This window comes from Sphingomonas sp. SUN019, from assembly GCF_024758705.1.
Taxonomy (GTDB): Bacteria; Pseudomonadota; Alphaproteobacteria; order Sphingomonadales; family Sphingomonadaceae; genus Sphingomonas.
On record NZ_CP096971.1, the window covers coordinates 2,652,273 to 2,673,116 of the forward strand.

General features: G+C 67.3%; 23 protein-coding genes. 14 read left to right on the forward strand and 9 right to left on the reverse strand.

The window, feature by feature from the left end; all coding sequences use genetic code 11:
* Window positions 1–27: 27 nt before the first annotated feature.
* The 6 genes from M0208_RS12705 to rpmI form a co-directional block, all read right to left on the reverse strand.
* Window positions 28–1,554, reverse strand: coding sequence for a peptide chain release factor 3 (locus tag M0208_RS12705; protein WP_258892049.1), 1,527 nt, complete (start codon window positions 1,552–1,554; stop codon window positions 28–30).
* Between the two features lie 133 nt (window positions 1,555–1,687).
* A complete protein-coding gene (locus M0208_RS12710) occupies window positions 1,688–2,563 on the reverse strand; it encodes an aldose 1-epimerase family protein (protein ID WP_258892050.1) in 876 nt (291 codons plus the stop codon).
* Window positions 2,556–4,916, reverse strand: coding sequence for a phenylalanine--tRNA ligase subunit beta (gene pheT / locus M0208_RS12715; protein ID WP_258892051.1), 2,361 nt, complete (start codon window positions 4,914–4,916; stop codon window positions 2,556–2,558). Before pheT ends, M0208_RS12710 begins: the two co-directional genes overlap by 8 nt.
* Window positions 4,913–5,992: a phenylalanine--tRNA ligase subunit alpha gene (gene pheS, locus M0208_RS12720; protein ID WP_258892052.1), complete on the reverse strand. Its 1,080-nt coding sequence runs from the start codon at window positions 5,990–5,992 to the stop codon at window positions 4,913–4,915. Before pheS ends, pheT begins: the two co-directional genes overlap by 4 nt.
* A gap of 302 nt (window positions 5,993–6,294) precedes the next feature.
* On the reverse strand, window positions 6,295–6,660 hold the full coding sequence (gene rplT / locus M0208_RS12725; protein WP_258892053.1) for a 50S ribosomal protein L20: 366 nt from the start codon (window positions 6,658–6,660) through the stop codon (window positions 6,295–6,297).
* Between the two features lie 17 nt (window positions 6,661–6,677).
* The gene (gene rpmI, locus M0208_RS12730; protein WP_258892054.1) at window positions 6,678–6,881 is read right to left on the reverse strand and encodes a 50S ribosomal protein L35; all 204 of its coding nucleotides are present in this window, start codon (window positions 6,879–6,881) and stop codon (window positions 6,678–6,680) included.
* 166 nt (window positions 6,882–7,047) lie between these two features.
* Between rpmI and M0208_RS12735 the strand changes: the two genes are divergently transcribed.
* On the forward strand, window positions 7,048–9,174 hold the full coding sequence (locus M0208_RS12735) for an AsmA family protein (protein WP_258892055.1): 2,127 nt from the start codon (window positions 7,048–7,050) through the stop codon (window positions 9,172–9,174).
* A 55-nt stretch (window positions 9,175–9,229) separates the two neighbouring features.
* Complete coding sequence (locus tag M0208_RS12740; RefSeq protein ID WP_258892056.1) at window positions 9,230–10,003, forward strand: alpha/beta fold hydrolase; 774 nt, start codon at window positions 9,230–9,232, stop codon at window positions 10,001–10,003.
* Between the two features lie 4 nt (window positions 10,004–10,007).
* Here M0208_RS12740 and M0208_RS12745 read toward each other — a convergent pair whose 3' ends face one another.
* Window positions 10,008–10,808, reverse strand: a complete 801-nt coding sequence (locus M0208_RS12745; protein WP_258892057.1) for an inositol monophosphatase family protein — start codon at window positions 10,806–10,808, stop codon at window positions 10,008–10,010.
* Between the two features lie 48 nt (window positions 10,809–10,856).
* On the opposite strand from M0208_RS12745, the gene M0208_RS12750 reads away from it, so the two are divergent.
* From M0208_RS12750 to M0208_RS12765, 4 genes are all read left to right on the forward strand, one after another.
* Window positions 10,857–11,714, forward strand: coding sequence for a helix-turn-helix domain-containing protein (locus tag M0208_RS12750; protein WP_258892058.1), 858 nt, complete (start codon window positions 10,857–10,859; stop codon window positions 11,712–11,714).
* Between the two features lie 63 nt (window positions 11,715–11,777).
* The gene (locus tag M0208_RS12755) at window positions 11,778–12,203 is read left to right on the forward strand and encodes a VOC family protein (protein ID WP_258892059.1); all 426 of its coding nucleotides are present in this window, start codon (window positions 11,778–11,780) and stop codon (window positions 12,201–12,203) included.
* A gap of 62 nt (window positions 12,204–12,265) precedes the next feature.
* The gene (locus tag M0208_RS12760) at window positions 12,266–12,796 is read left to right on the forward strand and encodes a peroxiredoxin (protein WP_258892060.1); all 531 of its coding nucleotides are present in this window, start codon (window positions 12,266–12,268) and stop codon (window positions 12,794–12,796) included.
* 82 nt (window positions 12,797–12,878) lie between these two features.
* The gene (locus M0208_RS12765) at window positions 12,879–13,934 is read left to right on the forward strand and encodes a GGDEF domain-containing protein (RefSeq protein ID WP_258892061.1); all 1,056 of its coding nucleotides are present in this window, start codon (window positions 12,879–12,881) and stop codon (window positions 13,932–13,934) included.
* Between the two features lie 366 nt (window positions 13,935–14,300).
* Here M0208_RS12765 and M0208_RS12770 read toward each other — a convergent pair whose 3' ends face one another.
* The gene (locus tag M0208_RS12770; protein ID WP_258892062.1) at window positions 14,301–14,930 is read right to left on the reverse strand and encodes a YbhB/YbcL family Raf kinase inhibitor-like protein; all 630 of its coding nucleotides are present in this window, start codon (window positions 14,928–14,930) and stop codon (window positions 14,301–14,303) included.
* Between the two features lie 71 nt (window positions 14,931–15,001).
* Here M0208_RS12770 and M0208_RS12775 point away from each other — a divergent pair, with 71 nt between their 5' ends.
* The 3 genes from M0208_RS12775 (at window position 15,002) to M0208_RS12785 (ending at window position 17,452) form a co-directional block, all read left to right on the forward strand.
* Window positions 15,002–15,415, forward strand: coding sequence for a DUF1810 domain-containing protein (locus tag M0208_RS12775; protein WP_258892063.1), 414 nt, complete (start codon window positions 15,002–15,004; stop codon window positions 15,413–15,415).
* 54 nt (window positions 15,416–15,469) lie between these two features.
* Window positions 15,470–15,901: a pyridoxamine 5'-phosphate oxidase family protein gene (locus tag M0208_RS12780; protein ID WP_258892064.1), complete on the forward strand. Its 432-nt coding sequence runs from the start codon at window positions 15,470–15,472 to the stop codon at window positions 15,899–15,901.
* Between the two features lie 81 nt (window positions 15,902–15,982).
* On the forward strand, window positions 15,983–17,452 hold the full coding sequence (locus M0208_RS12785; RefSeq protein ID WP_258892065.1) for a S41 family peptidase: 1,470 nt from the start codon (window positions 15,983–15,985) through the stop codon (window positions 17,450–17,452).
* Window positions 17,453–17,456: 4 nt separating this feature from the next.
* Here M0208_RS12785 and M0208_RS12790 read toward each other — a convergent pair whose 3' ends face one another.
* Complete coding sequence (locus M0208_RS12790) at window positions 17,457–17,951, reverse strand: hypothetical protein (RefSeq protein WP_258892066.1); 495 nt, start codon at window positions 17,949–17,951, stop codon at window positions 17,457–17,459.
* A 107-nt stretch (window positions 17,952–18,058) separates the two neighbouring features.
* On the opposite strand from M0208_RS12790, the gene M0208_RS12795 reads away from it, so the two are divergent.
* From M0208_RS12795 to nth, 5 genes are read left to right on the forward strand one after another with little or no spacing between them, the layout of a single operon-like run.
* The gene (locus tag M0208_RS12795; protein ID WP_258892067.1) at window positions 18,059–18,184 is read left to right on the forward strand and encodes a hypothetical protein; all 126 of its coding nucleotides are present in this window, start codon (window positions 18,059–18,061) and stop codon (window positions 18,182–18,184) included.
* A gap of 44 nt (window positions 18,185–18,228) precedes the next feature.
* The gene (locus tag M0208_RS12800; RefSeq protein ID WP_258892068.1) at window positions 18,229–18,510 is read left to right on the forward strand and encodes a DUF427 domain-containing protein; all 282 of its coding nucleotides are present in this window, start codon (window positions 18,229–18,231) and stop codon (window positions 18,508–18,510) included.
* Window positions 18,511–18,537: 27 nt separating this feature from the next.
* Window positions 18,538–19,257 (forward strand): DUF6445 family protein, encoded by a 720-nt coding sequence (locus M0208_RS12805; RefSeq protein WP_258892069.1) that lies wholly within the window; start codon window positions 18,538–18,540, stop codon window positions 19,255–19,257.
* Window positions 19,257–19,949, forward strand: a complete 693-nt coding sequence (ung, locus tag M0208_RS12810; protein ID WP_258892070.1) for a uracil-DNA glycosylase — start codon at window positions 19,257–19,259, stop codon at window positions 19,947–19,949. The genes M0208_RS12805 and ung overlap by 1 nt, the downstream gene beginning before the upstream one ends.
* A gap of 39 nt (window positions 19,950–19,988) precedes the next feature.
* Window positions 19,989–20,684, forward strand: a complete 696-nt coding sequence (nth, locus tag M0208_RS12815; protein ID WP_258892071.1) for an endonuclease III — start codon at window positions 19,989–19,991, stop codon at window positions 20,682–20,684.
* Window positions 20,685–20,844: the final 160 nt, after the last annotated feature.

Sequence of the window (20,844 nt, forward strand, 5' to 3'; positions counted from 1 at the left end):
GTGGGGCCGACGGGATTGGCGGACCGCCTATCGTTCGCGCGTCGCCGCGAAGGTCACCTTGGGGTAGCGATCGGCGATGTAGCCGACCTCCCACGCGCTTTTGGCGAGGAACACCGGGTTGCCGTCGCGATCCTTGGCCATCGCGGAGCGGTTGAGGTCGGTAAACGCCTTCAGGTCCGCCGCATCCGCTGCCGAGACCCAGCGCGCGGTTTCGAACGGCGCGGGTTCGAGCCCTGCGGCGACCTTGTATTCCGCGTCGAGCCGCGAGAGCAACACTTCTAGCTGGAGTTGGCCGACGACACCGATGATCCAGTTCGATCCGATCTCTGGATAAAAAACTTGCGTCACGCCTTCCTCGGCCATGTCGTCGAGCGCCTTGCGGAGTTGCTTGGTCTTGGTCGGATCTTTCAACTGGACGCGGCGCAGGATTTCAGGCGCGAAATTCGGCAGGCCGGTGAAGCGTACGTCGTTGCGTTCGGACAGGGTGTCGCCGACCCGCAAGGTGCCGTGGTTGGGGATACCGATGATGTCGCCTGGCAACGCCTCGTCCGCGACCTCGCGATTCTGCGCGAAGAACAGGATCGGCGAATGCACCGCTAGTGGCTTGCCCGATCCCGATGGCGTCAGCTTCATGCCACGTTTGAACACGCCCGAACACAGTCGCATGAAGGCGATGCGGTCGCGGTGGTTGGGGTCCATGTTCGCCTGTACCTTGAACACGAAACCGGTGACTTCGGGATTGTCGGGCGAGACGGGGGCGGGTTCGGCGGGTTGCGGGCGCGGGGGCGGGGCGTAGTCGGCGAGCGCGCCGATCAATTCGGCGACGCCGAAATCTTTCAGCGCGGAGCCGAAATAGACCGGCGTCAGGTCGCCGTGACGGTACGCTTCTGCGTCGAACGCAGCATAGCCCATTTCGGCCAGTTCCACTTCCTCGGCGAAGCGCTCTGACAGCGGCGCGTCGTCGGTCGTGCCCAGAAACGTGCGGCTGTCGCCATCGGGGCGGCTGATGCGGCGCGTCTTCAGGTCCATTACGCCTTCAAATTCGCCGCCCATGCCGATCGGCCAGTTCATCGGGCACACGTCGAGCGCGAGCATATCCGCGATTTCGTCGAGCAGTTCGAAGATCGGGCGGCCTTCGCGATCGACCTTGTTGACGAAGGTGATGATCGGGACCGAGCGTAGGCGGCAGACCTCGAACAATTTGCGCGTCTGCGGCTCGATGCCCTTCGCGGCGTCGATCACCATCACGGCAGAATCGACTGCGGTTAGGGTGCGGTAGGTGTCTTCGGAGAAGTCCTCGTGACCCGGCGTGTCGAGCAGGTTGAAGGTGATCCCTTCGCGCTCGAACGTCATCACCGATGAGGTGACCGAGATGCCGCGCTGCTGTTCAATCTTCATCCAGTCGGACCGGGCGCGGCGGTTCTGGCCGCGCGCTTTCACTTCGCCCGCGAGATGGATCGCGCCGCCGAAGTAGAGCAGCTTTTCGGTGAGCGTGGTCTTGCCGGCGTCGGGGTGCGAGATGATCGCGAAGGTGCGGCGGGGGAAGGTGGTCATGACTGTAATCCAGAACCGCTCATGCTGAGGAGGCATTGAGCTTGTCGAAATGCCGTCTCGAAGCACCGTCCTTCGAGACGCGTCTTCGACAGGCTCAGCCGCTCCTCAGGATGAGCGGATTTGTGGTGGATCGCTACGGCACCAACATAACGCTCATGCCGATTCGCTTCGCACCGCCCGGTGCGATCTCGAACACGCCGGGCTTGTCGCGGTACTCGCCGGTGTAACCTTCAGGGTCGGCGATGCCGTGCCACGGCTCGACGCAGACGAAATGTGCGCCGGGCTTCGTCCAGATGCCCAGCTTGGGCGTGTCGGGGAAGGCGATGTCGAGTTGCGGGCCGCTGCTCGCGCCATAGGTCACGCGATCGGAACGGACGTTGCTCCAGATCAGCGCATCGTCGGCGAACAGGTCGTCGGCCAGGCGCAGCGTTCGGTTTTCGAGCGGCGAGGGGCGGTCGCCGGGGGATATCGTGCCATCGGCAGCGAGTATCTTCAGCGCGTCGGGTTCGTCCGCGACGAAGATGGTGCGGTGATCTTCCCGCGCGCGGCCATAGGGCAAGGGCCAGGCGAAGGCGGGGTGGAAGCCGAAACTGGCCGGGAGCGGGGCGTTGCCGGGGTTGTGGATCGTCACGTCGATGTGGAGCGTCGCGGCGTCGATGTGGAACGTGACCTCTAACTGGAACGCGAAGGGATAGTGCGTGCGCGTTTCGTCGCTGTCGGACAGCGTGAAGGTTGCGTTGTCGGCCGTGTGGTCGGTCAGGTCGAAGAGCGAGCGGCGGGCAAAACCGTGCTTCTTCATCGGGTATTCGCGGCCGTCGATGCGGATCGTGTCGTGCGATGGCTGGCCGACGACGGGAAACAGCAACGGCGCACGACCGCCCCAGAAGGCCGGGTTCGCGTCGGTCATCAGTTCGCGGCCGTCGGCGTCCTTTAGCGACGACAGCTCCGCGCCGACCGGGTTGATCGCGGCGGACAGGTGATCTGAGGCGATGGTGATCCACTCAGCCACGTAACGTCGCTCCCTGCTTGGCGGCGGCGGCGACGATCCGGTCGGCGATCGCCTTCAGTTCGGCCTCGACGAAGGCCTTGTCGCCGGGCTGGAGGATGACCTCTATCGCCATGGATTTGTCGCCGTCTCGTTCGAACACGTCGAAGACGCGGGCGGCGGTGATCGTCGCCTTGTCAGCGCCCTTCACCGCGCGGAAGAGGGTGTCGGCGGCGAGGTCGGCGGGGACGGTGAAGGCGAAGTCGCGTCGGACGGGCTGGAGCGTTGGCGGGCTGTAGGCCGGGCGCATGAAGCCTGTGGCGCGTTTCGGGGGGATGGCGTCGAGGTAAAGTTCGACTGCCGCTACCGCGCCATCGAGGTCGAACGTTTTCAGCACGTTGGGGTGAACCATGCCGAAGGCGGCGAGGATGGTTTTCGGGCCGAGGCGGAGCGTGCCTGACTGGCCGGGGTGCCAGGCGTCGCCGGCGTCCCCCATGACCTGCAGGTTTTCGAGCGGGGCGCCGGCGGCGGCGAGGAGGGCGAGCGCCTCGGCCTTGGCGTCGAACGCGTCGAAGGGTTGGGCCTTGCCGGATTGCCAGCCGCGGTGGCGGCGGTCGCCCGCCAGGACGAGGCCGAGGGTGGCGCGTTCTGCGTCGGCGAGGTAGCGGCGGCCGATCTCGAGCAGGCGGGCGGTTCCCGCGCCACGCTTCTGATTGCGCGCGGCGGCCGAGAGAAGCCCTGGCAGCAACGACGGACGCATGACTTTCAGGTCTTCGCTGATCGGGTTCGCGACGGTCCACGCGCCACCGCCGAACGGTGCGGCGTCAGCATCGGACAGGAAGCTCCACGTCACCGCCTCGTCGAGGCCGCGGGCGGCAGCGGCGCGGCGGACGCGGCGTTCGAGTTTTTGTTCGGGCGTGGCGGTGGGCTTGGCGACGCCGGGGACGCGCGGCAGCGGCACGGAGGGGACGTTGTCGATCCCCTCGATGCGGATCACTTCCTCGACCAGGTCGGCGGGGCCGTCCACGTCGCGCCGCCAGCTGGGGGGCGTGACCTGCCATTCATCAGTGACCGTGAAGCCGAGCGATTCGAGGATCGCCCGCTGCCGGTTGGCAGAAATGGCGAGGCCGCCGAGCGTTTCAGCGAGCGTGGGCTCGTAGGCGTAGCTGCGCATGCCGAGCGGGGGTTCGCCTGCGCGGGTGACTTCGCTGGGCGTTCCGCCGCACAGGTCGAGGACGAGGCGCGTGGCGATCGCTAACCCGTCGTCGAGGAAGGCGGGGTCGACGCCGCGTTCGAAGCGCTGGCGCGCGTCGCTGGTCAGCATGAGTTTCTGACCCGTCCGCGCGATGCTCTCTGGATCGAAATACGCGCATTCGATGATGACTTCGGTGGTCGTGTCGGACACGCCCGAATGCTCGCCGCCCATGATGCCGCCGATGTCGTGGACTCGCACTTCATCGGAGATGACGGTCATATCTGGACTTAGGATGTAGTCTTTGTTGTTGAGCGCGGTGAACGGCGGTTCATTGTCAGTTTGCTTCGCCTTCCGAGCTACCAGCCCGCCGACGAGTTTGGCCCTGTCATAGACGTGCAGCGGGCGGCCGAGGTCGACCGAGACGTAGTTGGTGATGTCGACCAGCGCCGAGATCGGCTTCTGCCCGATCGCGGTGAGGCGGCGGCGCATCCGTTCGGGCGCGGGGCCGTTCGCGACGCCGGTGACGGATTGGGCGTAGAAGGCGGGGCAGCCTTCGGGGTCGTCGGTGCGGACGTTGGGGCCGGGGCCTTCACCCGAAACCAGTTCGACGTTCAACGCCTTCAGCGTGCCGAGTCCCGCCGCGGCGAGGTCGCGCGCGATGCCGCGGACGCCCATGCAGTCCTGGCGATTGGGCGTGATCGCCACGTCGATGACCGCGTCGTTCAGCCCGGCGTAGTCGGGATAGGGCGTGCCAACGGGCGCGTCGGCGGGGAGTTCGATGATGCCGTCATGCTCGTCGCCCAGCTCCAGCTCGCGCGTCGAACACATCATGCCGTTCGATTCGACCCCGCGGATCGCGGCGACCTTCAGTTCGAACCCGCTGCCGGGGACATAGGCGCCGGGCGGGCCGAAGACGCCGATCATCCCCGCGCGCGCGTTGGGTGCGCCGCAGACGACCTGTAGCGGCCCGTCGCCGGCGTCGACCGACAGCACCTGCAGCTTGTCGGCCTGCGGGTGGCGTTCGGCGGTCAGCACGCGCGCGACCTTGAAGGCGGCTAGTTTTGCGCCGGGATTGTCGACGCCTTCGACCTCCAGCCCGATGCGGGTCAGGCCGGTGACGATCTCGTCGAGCGAGGCAGTCGTGTCGAGGTGGTCGTGGAGCCAGGATAGGGTGAATTTCATGCGCCGACTCCCCCCGACAGCGTGGGCACGTCGAGCGACGAGAAGCCATAGTGTTTCAGCCAGCGGATATCGCCGTCGAAGAAGGCGCGCAGGTCGTCCATGCCGTATTTCAGCATCGCGAGCCGGTCGATCCCGCAGCCGAACGCGAAGCCCTGCCATTCGGCGGGGTCGTAGCCGCCCGCCTCCAGCACGGTCCGGTGGACCATGCCGCTGCCGAGCACCTCCATCCAGCCTTCGGACCCGCCGATGACGCGTTTGCCCTTCACCACCGAATAACCGACGTCGACCTCGGCCGAGGGTTCGGTGAACGGGAAGTAGCTGGGGCGCAGGCGGAGGACCACGTCGTCGCGTTCGAAGAAGGCGCGCAGGAACGTCTCCAGCGTCCATTTGAGGTGGCCGAGCGTGATGCCCTTGTCGATCACCAACCCTTCGACCTGATGGAACATCGGCGTGTGCGTGGCGTCGCTGTCGCTGCGATATGTGCGGCCGGGGGCGATGATGCGGATCGGCTGGTTCCCGCCTGCCGCTTTCATGGCGCGGATCTGGACGGGGGAGGTGTGCGTACGCAACACCATCGGCCGCTCATGTTCGCCCGCGAGATAGAAGGTGTCGTGCATCGCGCGCGCCGGGTGCGTCTCCGGGATATTCAATGCCGTGAAGTTATGCCAATCGTCCTCGATCTCCGGGCCGGTGGCGACCGCGAAGCCCAGGTCGGCGAAGATTTCGGCGAGTTCGTCCATCACCTGCGAGACGGGATGGATCGTGCCGCCAAGCGGCGCGTCGACCGGGAGCGTCATGTCGATGTGTTCGTCGGCGAGCCGCGCGTCGAGGGCGGCCTGTTCCAGCGTCGCCTTGCGCGCAGCGAGCGCGGCGGTGACCGATTCGCGCAAAGCGTGGATCGCCGGGCCTTGCGCCTGGCGTTCGTCGGGGGTCATCCCGCCCAGCGTCTTCAGCAATTGCGTGATGCGGCCTTGCTTGCCGAGCGCCTCGACCCGCGCGGTTTCGAGCGCGTCGAGACCCGAACAGGCGTCGATCGAGGCGATCATATGCTGGCGGAGGTCGTTCAGGTCGGTCATGCGGTTCTCTCAAAACCCGTTCGTCCTGAGTAGCCGCTGAGCGAAGTCGAAGCGGCGTATCGAAGGACAGTCGTCCGGGCGTGTCCTTCGATACGGGCCTTCGCCTTCGCTCAGTCCCTACTCAGGACGAACGGGGGAGGACTAGTTGGCGTGGCTTCGCTCTAACGACGCCGATGGCAAACGAAAAGGGCGCCGGTGTTGCCACCGACGCCCCGCATTTCACAACCGGCCAACCCGTCAGACGGAACCGCTTCGCGGCTCCGCTGCCCGGCTTGGCCGAGTCCTGAATTAGCTGCGCTAATTCAGGCTGCGGCTGGAAGCGCCGCCTTCGCCTGCGCGATGATGGCGGTGAAGGCCGCTTCCTCGTGCATTGCGATGTCGGCCAGGACCTTCCGGTCGAGTTCGATGCCGGCGAGCTTCAGCCCGTGCATGAACTGCGAATAGGTCAGACCCTCGGCGCGGACGCCGGCGTTGATGCGCTGGATCCACAGGCCGCGGAAGGTGCGCTTCTTCACCTTGCGGTCGCGGTAGGCGTATTGGCCGGCCTTTTCGACCGCCTGCCGCGCGACGCGGATGGTGTTCTTGCGACGACCCCGGTAGCCCTTGGCCAGTTCCAGGATGTTCTTGTGCTTGGCGCGGGTGGTTACACCCCGTTTGACGCGTGCCATTGTCTAATTCCTTCCGCTCAACCGAGGCCGTAGGGCGCCCACGACTTTACAGCCGCGGTATCCGCCTTCGACAGCAACTTGGTGCCGCGGTTCTGACGGATGTATTTGCCATTATGGTGCGCCAGACGGTGGCGCTTTCCGGCGACGCCGTGCTTGAGCAGGCCGGTGGCGGTGAGCTTGAAGCGTTTCTTGACGCCGCTCTTGGTCTTCAGCTTGGGCATTTTCACTCCTTACGTACGCAATGCAACGGACAGCCGCGGCAGCCCTTGATGGCCGGGCAGTCCTTTCACGCATCGCTTTTGCGAAGCGCGCCCCTTAGCGAGGGGTCGCGCGGAATGCAACCGATGCGGAACCGTCACGACATTCATGCGCTTGGGGAGAATGGAAATGGCCGCCCAGCGTATCGAGGCGCCCGCGACGCCCCCGCAAGACCCGCAAGACCCGCACGCCCGGCGGCGGCGGATCGTCCGTAATACCGTCATCGCCATTATCGCGATCCCCGCGCTGATCTGGCTGGTGCTGTATATCACCAAGGGGCGATTCCTGAAGGGGCCGTTCGAATCGATCGTCGGGCGGATGACCGACAGAACGGTGACGGTGAAGGGCGATTTCCAGCTCTATTTCGCGCCGCTGAGGATCAAATTTTATGCCGAGGGACTGACGCTTTCGAATCCGGCGTGGGCGACGCGGCCGGATCTTTTCGCGGCGGAGAAGATCGACGCGCGAATCGCGCCCTTGTCGTTGCTGTTCGGGAAGCGGCGTATCTACGCGCTCGACCTGACGAACGGCGCGGCGGATCTGGAGTGGAATGGGGCGCACGACCGCAATACGTGGACGTTCAGCGAGAAGAAGGGCGGCAAGCCGCTGGAATTTCCACGTATCGACGTGGCGAACGTGACGGGCACGACGGTGCGGTATCGCGATCCGCGATTGCAGGTGCTGGCGGACCTGAAGATCGATCCGATCCGGTCGGTCGATGCGCGGATCGGGCGAGCTGTCGGGGTGACGGGCGGCGGGACGATCCGCGCGACGCCGTTCACCGTGGTCGCGCGGCTGCTATCGCCCGATGCGACGGCCAATCGCGGGAAGAATGAACTGGTGCTGCGCGCGCGGGCGGCGAACAACGTGATCGATGTGGCGGGCACGTTGCCGTCGATTGCCGATATAGAGGACGCGCCGCTGCGCACCGCGGCGCGCGGGCGGAACATGGCGGAGCTGATGCAGATCATCGGCGTCGTCATCCCGCAGACGCGCGACTATCGTCTGCGTGGTCAAATGGTGAAGTCGGGCGACGAATATCGCTTCACGCGGATAACCGGCGTGGCGGGCGCGAGCGATCTCGCGGGGCGGCTGACGGTGACGGTTGGCCCGCGTATCCACATGGATGCGGTGATGGCGACTAGGGCGCTGGATATCGTCGACGCTGCGCCGTTCATCGGTTTCAACCCCGACATCGTGGAGGCGAAGGGCGCGGTCGCGGCGGCGGCGGCGACCGGCGCGGGGCCGATGCGGCTGATGCCCGATGCGGCATGGCCGGTCGCGACGATGCAGCGGTTCGACGCCGATTTGAAGTGGACGGTCGGGTTGGTGAAATCGCGCAAGGTGCCGATCTCCAACGTGGACCTGACGCTCGATCTGGAGCGCGGTCGGCTGGCGTTGTCGCCGCTGACGTTTGCGATGGCGCGTGGGAATGTGGCGAGCGATGTGATCTTCGACACGCGGCCGCGGCCGAGCGCGGTGAGTTACGACATTCGGCTGGCGCCGACGCCGATGGGGCGGTTACTGGCCGGATGGGGCGTCTCCGAATCGGGGACGACGGGCACGATCCGCGGGCGCATCCAGCTGAACGGGCGCGGCGACACGATCCATGATTCGCTCAGCACCGCGCGCGGGCGGATCGCGTTCGTGATGCCGGCCGGCAGCCTGTGGACGCGCAACGTGCAGTTGGCCGAGCTCGATCTCGGCACGTTCGTGCAGAAGATGTTCGAGAACAAGCTGGAGAAACCGGTGCAGCTCAATTGCGGGCTGGTCGGGTTCACGGTGCGGAACGGGGTCGCGGCGGCCGATCCGATCCTGATCGACACGACCAAAAACGTGATCGTCGGACGCGGCGGTTTCAGCTTCCGCACCGAGGCAGTCGATCTGGCGTTCCGTGCGGACGGGAAGAAGTTCAGCCTGTTCTCGGGCCAGTCGCCGGTCGGGGTGGGGGGATATTTCGCCAGCCCCAGGCTGAACGTGATCAGCCCCGATCTGATCGCGCGGGCGGGGGCTGGGCTTGGCCTGATGCTGGTGGCGACGCCGGTCGCAGGCGTGCTGGCGTTCGTCGATGTGGGGGATGCGAAATCGGCGGCGTGCGGCCCGGTGCTGGCGGGCGCGACCGCGAAGGCGCAGCGCACGACGAAGGGCGCGGCGCGCGACGACGTGGGGAAGGGCACGACCGCGACGAGCGAGGACGGATCGCGGCCAAAGGGGCAGAAGAAGGATCAGAAGAAAAAATTCCTCGGGATTTTCTGATCGCAGCCTTTGCGCCGTCGCTGCGTTGCGGCTTCGCCACCATCAGGATGATAGAATGATTCAGGACACCCGCAGCGGAAGCGGCGAAAAACTGCTGCTGATCCACGGTCTGGGCAGCAGCGCGCGCGGATGGGATACGATCCGTAGCGATCTGGCCGCGCAGCGCGAGGTGATCGTGATCGATCTTCCGGGGCACGGCGGGGTTGCGGCCGAGCGCGATAGCGGAACGTTCGCGGGCCTCGTCCGCAGCGTCGAGGAATATCTGACCGCGGCCGGGCTGGACGGCGTCGATATGGTCGGCAGCTCGATGGGCGCGCGGATCGTGCTCGAACTCGCGCGGCGCGGGCGGGCGGGCGATGTCGTCGCGCTCGATCCCGGCGGGTTCTGGCGCGGGTGGGAACGCAATTTCTTCAAGACGACGATCGGCGCGTCGGGGAAACTGCTGCGTGCGTTGCGGCTCGCGTTGCCGACGATTGCCTCCAGCGGCGTTGGCCGTACCGCATTGCTGGCGCAATTGTCGGCGCGGCCGTGGGCGCTTGATGGCAAGATGGTCGCGACCGAGTTGCAGAGCTTTGCGACGACGCCGACGCTCGATGCGCTGGTGCGCGATCTGGGCGATGGACCGGAACAGACCGGCCCCGCGGCATCCGCATCCGGACGAGTGACGATCGGCTGGGGACGCCAGGATCGGTTGTGCCTGCCGCGTCAGGCCGAACGCGCGATGGCCGCGTTCCCGGCGGCGACGCTGCACTGGTTCGATCGATGCGGGCATTTTCCGATGTGGGACCAGCCCGAGGAAACGGTACGATTGATCCTGCGGTCGACTTAATGGCTCAGTGTGGGTGCGGCACGCTGCGCAGCGCCTCGAGCACGTCGTCGGTGCGGGCGGGGTCGCCGATCGCGAGGACATGGCCGGCGCTGGTGGCGGTCAGCGGTTCGCCGTCCCAGTCGCACATTCGTCCGCCTGCGCCTTCGACGACGGGCACGAGCGCCGCGAAGTCGTGGAGCTTCAGGCCGGATTCGCAGACCAGATCGAGGTGGCCGCTCGCGAGCAAGGCATAATTGTAGCAATCGCCGCCGTAGAGCGGGCCATGCCGTCCGCGCGTGACCGCGGCGGCGAGCGCCATATAGTGCTGCACGTCGTCGTCGGCGAAGAGGTGCGGGCTGGTGGTGGCGAGCGCCGCGCCGCTCAGGTCTGCGCATGCGCGGGTCCGGACGGGCGCGCCGTTCAGCGTCGTGGGTCGCCCCGCCGCGCCGATCCAGCGTTCGCGCTGCACCGGCTGGTCGATCACGCCGAGCATCGGCCAGCCGTCCTCGACCAGCGCGATCAGCGTGCCGAAGATCGCGCGGCCCGCAATGAAGCTGTGGGTGCCGTCGATCGGATCAAGCACCCATTGCCGGCCGGTGACGCCGTCCTTCACGCCGAATTCCTCGCCCACGATGCCGTCGCCCGAGCGTTCGGCGTCGAGGATGCGGCGCATGGCGGATTCGGCGGCGCGGTCGGCTAGCGTGACGGGAGAGCTGTCGGCCTTCATCTCCAGGCCGTGGGGGGTGCGGAAATACGGGCGGATCGCGTCGCCCGCAGCGTCGGCGAGGCGGTGGGCGAGATCGATGTCGGACTGGCGGATCGGCATGGGGCACGCCCTATCGTGCGTGGGCACGCGGCGCTACCATCCGTGTCCATGACGATTCGTCCGATCCGTGTGCGATCGCATGACGACGGGCGCGACCGGTGGCGGATCGCGGAGGTCCGGCCTGCGCCCGCGCTGGCGGGAATCGTCGATCGTTATGCAGCGTGGACCGAGCGGACGCAGAGCTTCAGCACGCGGCGCGAGCTGGCGTCGACCGGGGGCGTGTTCATCGTCAACCTTGGCGCGCCGCTGGAGATCGTCGACGCGCTTGGGCAGTCGCATCTGTTCGCGGCGGGCGAGGGGTTCGCCGGGGGGATGGCGGAGGCGACGTCGCTGTCGCGATCGACCGGCGACATGGCGGGGGTGCATATCCACCTGCCGGTCCCGCGGCTGGCGGCCTTGCTGGGCGTCTCGATCGCCGACCTTGGCGATCGCGTCGTGCGGCTGAGCGACCTGCCGGGCGCGGTGCGCGTGCTGGGCGAGCGGTTGGCCGAGGCGGCGGACGACGACGCGCGGTTCGGTCTGCTCGACCGGTTCGTGACGGGGCGGGCGGGCGGGATGGCGGTGGATGCCGGGGTGCACGCCGCGTTGGGAATGCTGGGACGCGCCGGGCCGCGGCCGGTGGAACGCGCGGCGGATGCGCTGGGGTGGAGCCGCAAGCGGCTGGCGCGGCGGGTGCGCGACGCGACCGGTCTGCTGCCGCGCGCGGTGGTGCGGCTGGCGCGGTTCGAGCGGTTCGCTGAAGGTCTAGCGACGCAGCCTGACGAGACTCTGGCGGAACATGCGGCGGCGGCTGGTTACGCCGATCAGGCGCATCTGACGCGCGACGTGCGGCGGCTGGCGGCGACGACTCCGGCCGACCTGCGCGCGCGGCTGATCCCCGCGGCGGGCGGGGTGCGGCATGACTAGGCGCAAATGTTCAAGACCGCTGCGCCGGTTGAGGATCATGATCGCGCGCGAAGGAGACGAATCATGCCGATCAAGCCCGCGATCATCCCCTGCCTGCGCTATCGCGACGCGCCCGCCGCGATCGCGTTTCTGTGCGAGGCGTTCGGGTTCACGGTCCATGCCGATCACCGCGACGCCGACGACGCGAGCATCGTCCAGCACGCCCAGCTGGTGCGCGAGGGGCAGATGATCATGCTGAGCAGTGTCGCGCGCAGCGATTATGCGCTCGCCGCGCCGATGGTGACGGTGGCCGACGCGCGCGGGAACACGCAGGCCCCGTACGTCACGATCGACGACGTCGATGCGCACGCCGGACGCGCGAAGGCGGCGGGCGCGGACATCTTCATGGCCCCGCACGATGCCAATTATGGCGGGCGGCATTATTCGGCGCGCGATCCGGAAGGAAATGTCTGGAGTTTCGGCAGCTACGATCCGTTCGCCAAAGTCTGACCCAGTGCTTGCGTCGCGCTGTAGCGGGTCTAGGGTCGCGCCACATCCGCTGGAGAATCCCGATGCGCCCGATCCTCGCCCTCGCCGCCGCCTTCGCATTCGCCGGGTCCGCCAGCGCGGCGCTCGCGCCGGGCGCGAAGGCCCCCGACTTCACGACGCGCGGCGCGATTGCGGGGAAGGTGACGACGGTCAATCTGGCGGCGTTGCTGAAGCGCGGACCGGTGGTGCTGTATTTCTTCCCGGCCGCGTTCACGCCGGGCTGTAACGCCGAGGCGCAAGCATTCGCGCAGAATGTCGACGCGTTCCGCAAGGCGGGCGCGACCGTCGTCGGGATGTCGGCCGATCCGGTCGACGCGTTGGTAAAATTCTCCGCCAAGGAATGCGCAGGGAAATTCGCGGTGGCGAGCGCCGGTCCGGCGGTGGTCAAGGGCTATGACGTGGCGCTCGGGCGGCAGGTGCAGGGCCGCGATGTGACGAACCGCACCAGTTATGTCATCGGGCGCGACGGAAAGATCGCCTATGTCCACAGCGACCTGGACGCGGCGCAGCACGTCAAGCTGACGCTGGACGCGGTGAAACGTCTTAAAGTCTAGACTCCGGTCACCAGATTTTAGCGGTTGGCCCGTAGAACGCGGCTCCGAAGTTGACGAGGGCTGGCGGGTGACGGGGAGCGCGATGCGCATGGTGATGGACGGGGGGCAGGTCGACGACCTGTTCGGCCGCATCGGCGCGTTCCTGGCCGAGCACCGGCTGAGCCCCGAACCGGCGCACTATAGTTTCGCGTATCTGGTGCTGAGCGACCCGGAAGGGCCGCTTGCGCAGGCAGTCACGTCGATCACCGACGGCGGCATCCGGCTGTCGAGGATGGATATCGAAGCGATGGGCGGCGAGGCGGTGGCGGGTGCGCCGGTCGCATTCGACGCGGTCGTGCGATCGAGCGCCGCCATCACCGCGACCCCGGACCCGACCGCTGACGGCCTGATCGCCCGCACGCAGATGCAGGTCGAAGGATTCGTCGACACGATGCGGACGATGCAGGTCGAGGCGACGGGGTTCGGGCGCGATCTGGCGGAAAGCGCGGCGGCGATGCGCCGCGCCGGACCGGCCGCGGGCATCGACGAGATTGCACGGCTGACCGGGGCGATGATCGCGCGGGTCCATTCGGCCGAGGTGCGGCTGGCCAACGCCACGCGTGAGGCCGACGACCTGCGCATCGCGCTGGACGAGGCGCGCGGATCGGCGCGGCAGGATCCCTTGACCGGTCTGCCCAACCGTCGCGCCTTCGACGAGACGTTCGACGCCTTGCCCGTCGGAACGCCGGTGACGATCGCGATCTGCGACATCGATCATTTCAAGCGCGTCAACGACGTCTTCGGGCATACCGTGGGCGATCGTGTGCTGAAGGCGATCGGCCAGACGCTGGCGGAGGCGTGCGAGGGGCATCTGGTCACCCGCTATGGCGGGGAGGAATTCGCGCTGCTGTTCGAGAACGGCGATTGCGCTGCGGTCGCCGAGTTCCTCGATGTCGCGCTGCGCGCGGTCGCCGCGCGCAGGTTCCGGTCGCGCGACACGAACGAACTGATCGGATCGGTGACCGTTTCGGCGGGCTTGGCGAGCGGCGTCGCAGGCGCGCCGAAGGTCGATCTGATCACGCGCGCCGACGCCGCTTTGTACCGGGCGAAGGCCGATGGCCGCGACCGCGTGGTCTGCGCGCCGGATGTTGGCGTATAATCCCGTCGCCGATTGGCGAATTTCGCCAGTGCTGAACCCCATGCTGAACGGGCGCTGACGAAAATCCGTTGAAAAGCGCCGTTTCTAGAATTGGCACGGCTTCTGCAAAGCTCTTGGCATCGGCCGCCGGATGGTCCGGCCGCCACCGCAGGAGACCTGAAATGACCGCTCGTTTCGAAAACGTCCAACGCTACGCCGTCAGCTTCGTCGGTGCCGTCGTCTTCGCCGCGCTGATGATCAGCGCCGCCGTTCCCGTGGTTCCGGTCGTCTGACCGGAACCCGCCACCTTCCTCTACCAAGGACCAGACCGATGATCCGCTCCACCATGCTCGGCTTCGCCGCCTTCGCGACCACGGCGCTGCTGCTCTATGTCGAGGCTGCCGCCACCGTCATCTGAGCTGTGCCCACCAAAGCCTCCTCTCCCCGGCTGTAGGTGCCGATGAGGAGTCCGGCGGCGAGCACGTGCCCCGCCATCGCCCTTACCAATGCCGCGCGACCGGGCGTATCGCCCGGATCGCCCGCCCCCTCTCCCAACACGAACAACTGGAACGCGTAGCGATGCGCGCCATGCCCGGTCGGTGGATCGGGCGGCAGCCAGCCCTCGGCGAAATAGGAATTGCGTCCGACGTCTCGTTCGGCGTTTCCAGACCCGTCGGCGACGATCGCGCCCTCCTCCAGCCGTCCCGCATCGGGCGGCAAATCCCACACGACCGCATGAACCAGCGGCTGCGGCGTCGGCGCGTCGGCGTCCTCGACCAGCAGCGCCAGCCGGGCCGCTCCGGCGGGCACCACGCCCCACACGAGCGGCGGCGATACGCCCGCGCCGTCCGCGGTGAAGCGTTCCGGCAACCGTGCGCCGTGCGCGAACGCGGGACTTTTCAGGTCAACCGCATCGAAGCGGCCGCCGAGATCGGGATGCGCTATCGCCAGCTTGTCGGCTCCGGCGCGGACGCCGGTCAATGCCTTGCCGAGCCAGGCGGGGATATGTTCCAGCATCCTTGTCCTCCTTCGCGAAATGGGAAAACGCATAAGGCGGCACGATCGTCGCACCGGCGCGTTTCGCCGCGATGACCGGCTTCGACCTCGATCGCTTCGTCGCGGCGCAACAGGGCGTGTATCCGGCCGCGCTGGCCGAACTGCGGCGCGGGCGCAAGGCGACGCATTGGATGTGGTTCGTCTTTCCGCAGATCGCGGGCCTTGGGCGCAGCGCGATGGCGCAGACCTATGCGATATCGGGGCGGGATGAGGCGCGGGCCTATCTGGCGCATCCGGTACTGGGGCTGCGCCTGGTGGAGGCGAGCGCGGCTGTATGCGGCGCAGCCGGAACGGCGGAGGCGATCATGGGCGCGATCGATGCGGTGAAGCTGCGGTCGTCGATGACGCTGTTCGCCGCGGTCGCCGACGATCCAGCGCCGTTCCGCGCGGTGTTGGACCGGTTCTGGGACGGTCACGACGATCCGGAAGCCCTGCGATTGTTGTGAGCCCGAACGTGGCCGCGCGGCGTTGTCGCCATCAGCTTCACAGGAGGATTCCCCATGACCCGCACCCTTTCCGACATTGCGGAGAAGATGAAGGACATCGATTTCACGATGCTGTCGACGCACGCCGAGGGCGGGGCGATCGGCGCGCGGCCGATGAGCAACAACCGCGAGGTCGATTACGACGGCGACAGCTGGTATTTCACGTGGGAGGATGCGTTGATGGTCGCCGACATTGCGCGCGATCCGCACGTGGGACTGTCGCTGCAGGGATCGTCGGGGCTGCTCGGGATGCGCCCGTTCTTCGTCGCGGTGGAGGGCGTCGCCGACGTAGTGCGCGACAAGGCGCAATTCGCCGAGCATTGGACCAAGGATCTCGATCGCTGGTTCAAGCAGGGCGTCGATACGCCGGGCGTCGTGATGATCCACGTCAAGGCGAAGCGCGTGCATTATTGGGATGGCGAAGACGAGGGCGAGATCGTCGTCTGAAGCACCAGCCGCGAAGCGATTTCGATTGCGTTGACGCCGGGCGTGTGATTGCTGCAAGCCATTGTAGCGTTGGGGCGAATCATGGGTGTGGGACATCGGCTGACGGCGGCGATCGCGGCATGCGCGTTGCTGGCCGGATGCGGCGGCGATGGCGGTGGCGCGTCTACATCCGGGGCCGGAGCGACGGCGGGGCCTGCGCCCACCCCCACGCCGACCGCGACATCCGCGTGCTCGTTGCTCAATCGGCAGCAATGGGCTGAAGCGCAGTTGCGCGAATGGTATCTGTTTCCCGACACCTTGCCCACCAGCCTGAGCCCGGCTGGCTTTACGACGGTCGACGATTATATCGACGCGCTGACCGCCACCGCGCGGGCGCAGCGCAAGGACCGGTATTTCACCTATCTGACCTCGATCGCGGAAGAGAACGCCTATTACCAGCAGGGGTCGAGCGCCGGGTTCGGGTTCCGGCTGGGATATGACACCGCGGCGCGGCGCGTGGTGGTGATCGAGGCGTTCGAGGGCACCGCGGCGCTCTCCGCGGGGATCGACCGCGGGACCGAGATCGTCGCGATCGGGACCAGCGCCGCGACGCTGCAGACGGTCGATTCGCTGATCGCGGCGGGCGGACCGCAGGCGGTGAGCAACGCGCTGGGCGAATCGAGCGCGTCGATGACGCGGGTGCTGCGCATCGCCGATGCATCGGGCGTAAAAGACGTGACGCTGACCAAGACCGATTACACGCTGACCCCGGTATCGTCGCGGTACGGCGCGAAGATCATCGAGCGGAACGGCAAGAAATACGGGTACGTCAACCTGCGCACCTTCATCGACACCGCGGAACCCGCGCTGCGCAGCGCGTTCGCCAATTTCCGCGCGCAGGGCGTGACCGACGTGGTGGTCGATTTTCGCTATAACGGCGGCGGGCTGGTGTCGATCGCCGAGCTGATGGGCGACCTGCTTGGCGGCGGACGGTCGACCAGCGACGTGTTCAGCTACACCACGTTCCGGCCGGAGAAATCGTCGAACAACGACACCAGGCAGTTCGCGCCGCAGCCGCAATCGATCGCGCCGATGCGGGTCGCGTTCATCGGCACCGGGGGGACGGCGTCGGCGAGCGAACTCGTCATCAACGCCTTCATTCCGTATCTGCGTAGTAATGCGGGACTGATCGGCGGCAACACGTTCGGCAAGCCGGTCGGGCAGATCGCGCTGGACCGGGCGGCGTGCGACGACCGGCTGCGCGTGGTGGCGTTTGCGACGCAGAACGCGGCGCGGCAGGGCGACTATTACGATGGCCTGGCGACGAAGGTCGAGGCGAGCTGTCAGGCGAATGACGACATCACGCGGCAGATGGGCGATCCCGAAGAGGCGTCGACGCGGGCGGCGATCGACTTCCTGGCGGGCGTGCCATGTACGCGCATCTCGGGCGTGGCGGCGAATGCGCGCGCCGCATCGACCAGCGCGACGCGTGCAGCATCGGCCAATGCGCGTGAGTTGTTGACGCCAGCGCGGCCCACGACGCCGCAGCGCGAGGCGCCGGGATCGTTCTGAGGCGTCAGCCCGCGATCTTCTGCCCGATGATCCACGCCCAGACCAGGAGCGTGGCGACGCCGCCGGTCAGCGTCGCGTAGATCGCTCGGCCGAGCAGCCGACCCTGCGCGTCGATCGACCGGACGAAGGCGGCGAGCAGGCTGCGGCGGAGCGCGTCGGCGTCGCTGTGGTCGGGATCGAAATCCTCGCCGATCAACAACGCGCGAAGGCACAGGTAGCTCGCCGCGACGAAGGGTGCGACGCCGATCAGGCTGGCGATCGTCTGTGCCGGATGGGTCGCGGCGTCCAGGCTGAGCGGCGCGCCGGGCGAGGCGGAGACGGGATGCGTGCCGATCGTGATGAGCAACGCGTTGAACGCCAGCATCGCGCCCAGCCGCACCGAGAGATCGAGGTCGCGATTTTCGAGAAATTCGAGGTCCGCGACGAAGCCCGGATCGGGCGTCCCTGCGTGAATGTCCTGAAAGGCGCGCAGGCGGCGGCGGAACGAGCGGGAGTCCATGACGGGGCTGTAGCGCAGTTCGACGCGCCGAACACGATTTGCCGCGCCACCGCTGTGTGAGGGGCGTAAGGTGGCGGCGGGGCCTTCCGCCCCGATCGGAAGCGATGATGGCAAAGAGCCAGAAGAAGTCGAGCAAGGAAATCCGCAAGCCCAAGGCGGAAAAGCCACCCAAAGCCAACGCCTCCAACCCGTCGAGCAAGAATGCGGTCAACATGGTGACGCTGAAGAGTTGAGCGACGCGAACTCGGTGAAGCTGCGCAAGCGATAGGAGGACGGGATGGTCGAGGCGTATTGGAACGGCGCGCGGATCGCGGCGAGCGACGATACCGTCGTGGTCGAGGGCAATCACTATTTCCCGGCCGACGCGGTCGACGCGGAATTGCTGCGGCCGAGCGTGACGACCAGCATGTGCCCGTGGAAGGGCACCGCGCATTATCATTCGATCGTCGTCGACGGCGCGGAGAACCGCGACGCGGCGTGGTACTATCCCGAGCCGAAATCCGCCGCGGCCGAAATCAAGGACCGGATCGCATTCTGGAGGGGCGTCGAGGTCCGCTGATCCGCGCATTGGTTGCGCGAGAGTGCGATGCGGTGGCAGACGGGCGCGATGACGCTGAACGTGCTCAATCCTGCGGCCAGAATCCGCGTCGTGCGGCAGGGGCATGAACAGCAGCCGGTGATCGTGATCGACGACATGCTCGCCGCGCCCGATTCTTGGCGCGCCGCGGCGGCGCGGGCCGATTACGGGCGGATGGGCGAATATTATCCGGGCGTGCGCGCGCCCGTCCCGCCCGCCGCGGCGGGGGCGATGCGCGACGATCTGGCGGACGTGATTGGTGAGGTGTTCGGGGTCGCGCCGCCGGTGCTGGAATGCTTCTTTTCGATCGTCACGACGCAGCCCGCCGCGCTCGCGCCGATCCAGCGGTTGCCGCATGTCGACGGGCTGGAGCCGGACCGGCTGGCGATCCTGATCTATCTGTCGGGGGCCGAGCAGGGCGGCACGGCCTTCTATCGCCAGCGCGGCACGGGGTTCGAGACGGTCGATGTGGCGCGCTTTCCGGCGTTCGACGCAGCGCTGTCGGCGGGGGTGGCCGAACACGGGATGCCACCCGCGGCGTATATCGCGGGGGATACGCCGCTGTATGAACAGATTGCGGCGTATGACGCGGCGCCCAATCGCGGGCTGATCTATCGCAGTCACGCGCTGCACTGCGCGAACATCCCGGCGGGGGTCGCGCTGCCCGCCGATCCGGTGAGCGGGCGGCTGAGCATCAACAGCTTCCTGTTCGATGCGGGCGTGCGCTGATGCCGCAGGCGTCGCTGGACCCGAGCTGGGCGGAGCCGCTGCAACCGGAGTTCGCAAGCGGCTATATGGCCGATCTGCGTGCGTTTCTGGTGGCGGAGAAGGCGGCGGGGAAGCGCATCTTTCCGCATTCGCGCGACTGGTTCCGGGCGCTGGAGCTGACGCCTTTGCCGCAGGTGCGCGTCGTGATCCTGGGGCAGGATCCTTATCATGGCGAAGGGCAGGCGCATGGCCTGTGCTTTTCGGTGCGGCCGGGTGTCCGACCGCCGCCGAGCCTGGTCAACATCTACAAGGAGCTGCGTTCCGACCTCGGCATCGTGCCGCCGGACCACGGGTTTCTGGAAAGCTGGGCGCGGCAGGGGGTGCTGCTGCTGAACAGCGTGCTGACGGTCGAGAGCGGGCTGGCGGCGTCGCATCGCGGGCGCGGGTGGGAGCGGTTTACCGACGCGATCGTGCGATTGGTTGCGGCGCGTGAGGAGCCGGTCGTGTTCATGCTGTGGGGCAGCTATGCGCAGAAGAAGGCGGCGTTCGTCGGGAGTGAGGGGCGGCATCTGGTGCTGACCGCGCCGCATCCGTCGCCGCTGTCGGCGCACGCGGGGTGGTTCGGGAGCGGACATTTTTCGAAGGCCAACGCTTTTCTGGAGAGCAGGGGGCTGACGCCGATCGACTGGGCGTTGCCGATCCAGCCCGCCTGAACGCTTCCATTCGTTCCTTATATGTTCTATACTCACGGAGTGCAGGACGCGTTCGCCTTCGTCACATCCGATCTGTCCGCGTGGCGTGACCGGCTGTTCGCGGCCACGCCGGTTTCGTTGCCTGCGACGCGGCGTAAGCCGATCGGCCAGCTCGTCAAATCGCTGATCAGCGCGCGGACGCGTGATGCGGTGTCGCTAGCGGCCTATCGCCGGCTGGGCGCGCGGTATGGCAGTGTTGCGACGCTCGCGCAGGCGACGCCGGAAGCAGTGGCTGGGGTGATCCACGACGTGACCTTCGCCGAGGCCAAGGCCGACCATCTGGTCGCCGCGTTGCGCCGGATCGCCCACGAGGATGGCGGTTTCGTGCTGGGGCATCTGGGTGATCGTCCACTGGAGGAGGCGCTCGGATGGCTCGAACGGCTGCCGGGCGTGGCGCGCAAGGTGTCGGCCTCGACGCTCAACGCCAGCACGTTGGGGCGGCCGGTGCTGATCGTCGACACGCACGTGCTGCGCGTCCTGCAGCGGCTGGGCTTCGTCGGGCCGGGCGCCGATTATCGCGCAGCGAGCGAGGCCGTCACCGCGGCCAGGCCGCGCTGGTCGGGCGATGTTTTTTTGGGATTTCACATTGCGATGAAGCGGCTGGGGCAGACCGTCTGCCGGTGGGATGTGCCGGAATGCGAAGCGTGTCCACTGGCGCGGGATTGCCCGACGGCGCGGCGCGGAAGGTTAGGCTAAGGTTAGGCCTAGAGCGGGTTGTGACCTTACGGAGGCATCGTGACGGAGCGGCTTTTGGTTCAGGGCAAGAAGTGAGGAGCGGAGCGATGCTTTTGCATCGTGACCGACGAGCGACGCCGCCCTGGGGCAAAAGCCGCCCGCCGCGCAGCGGTTGCCCGGG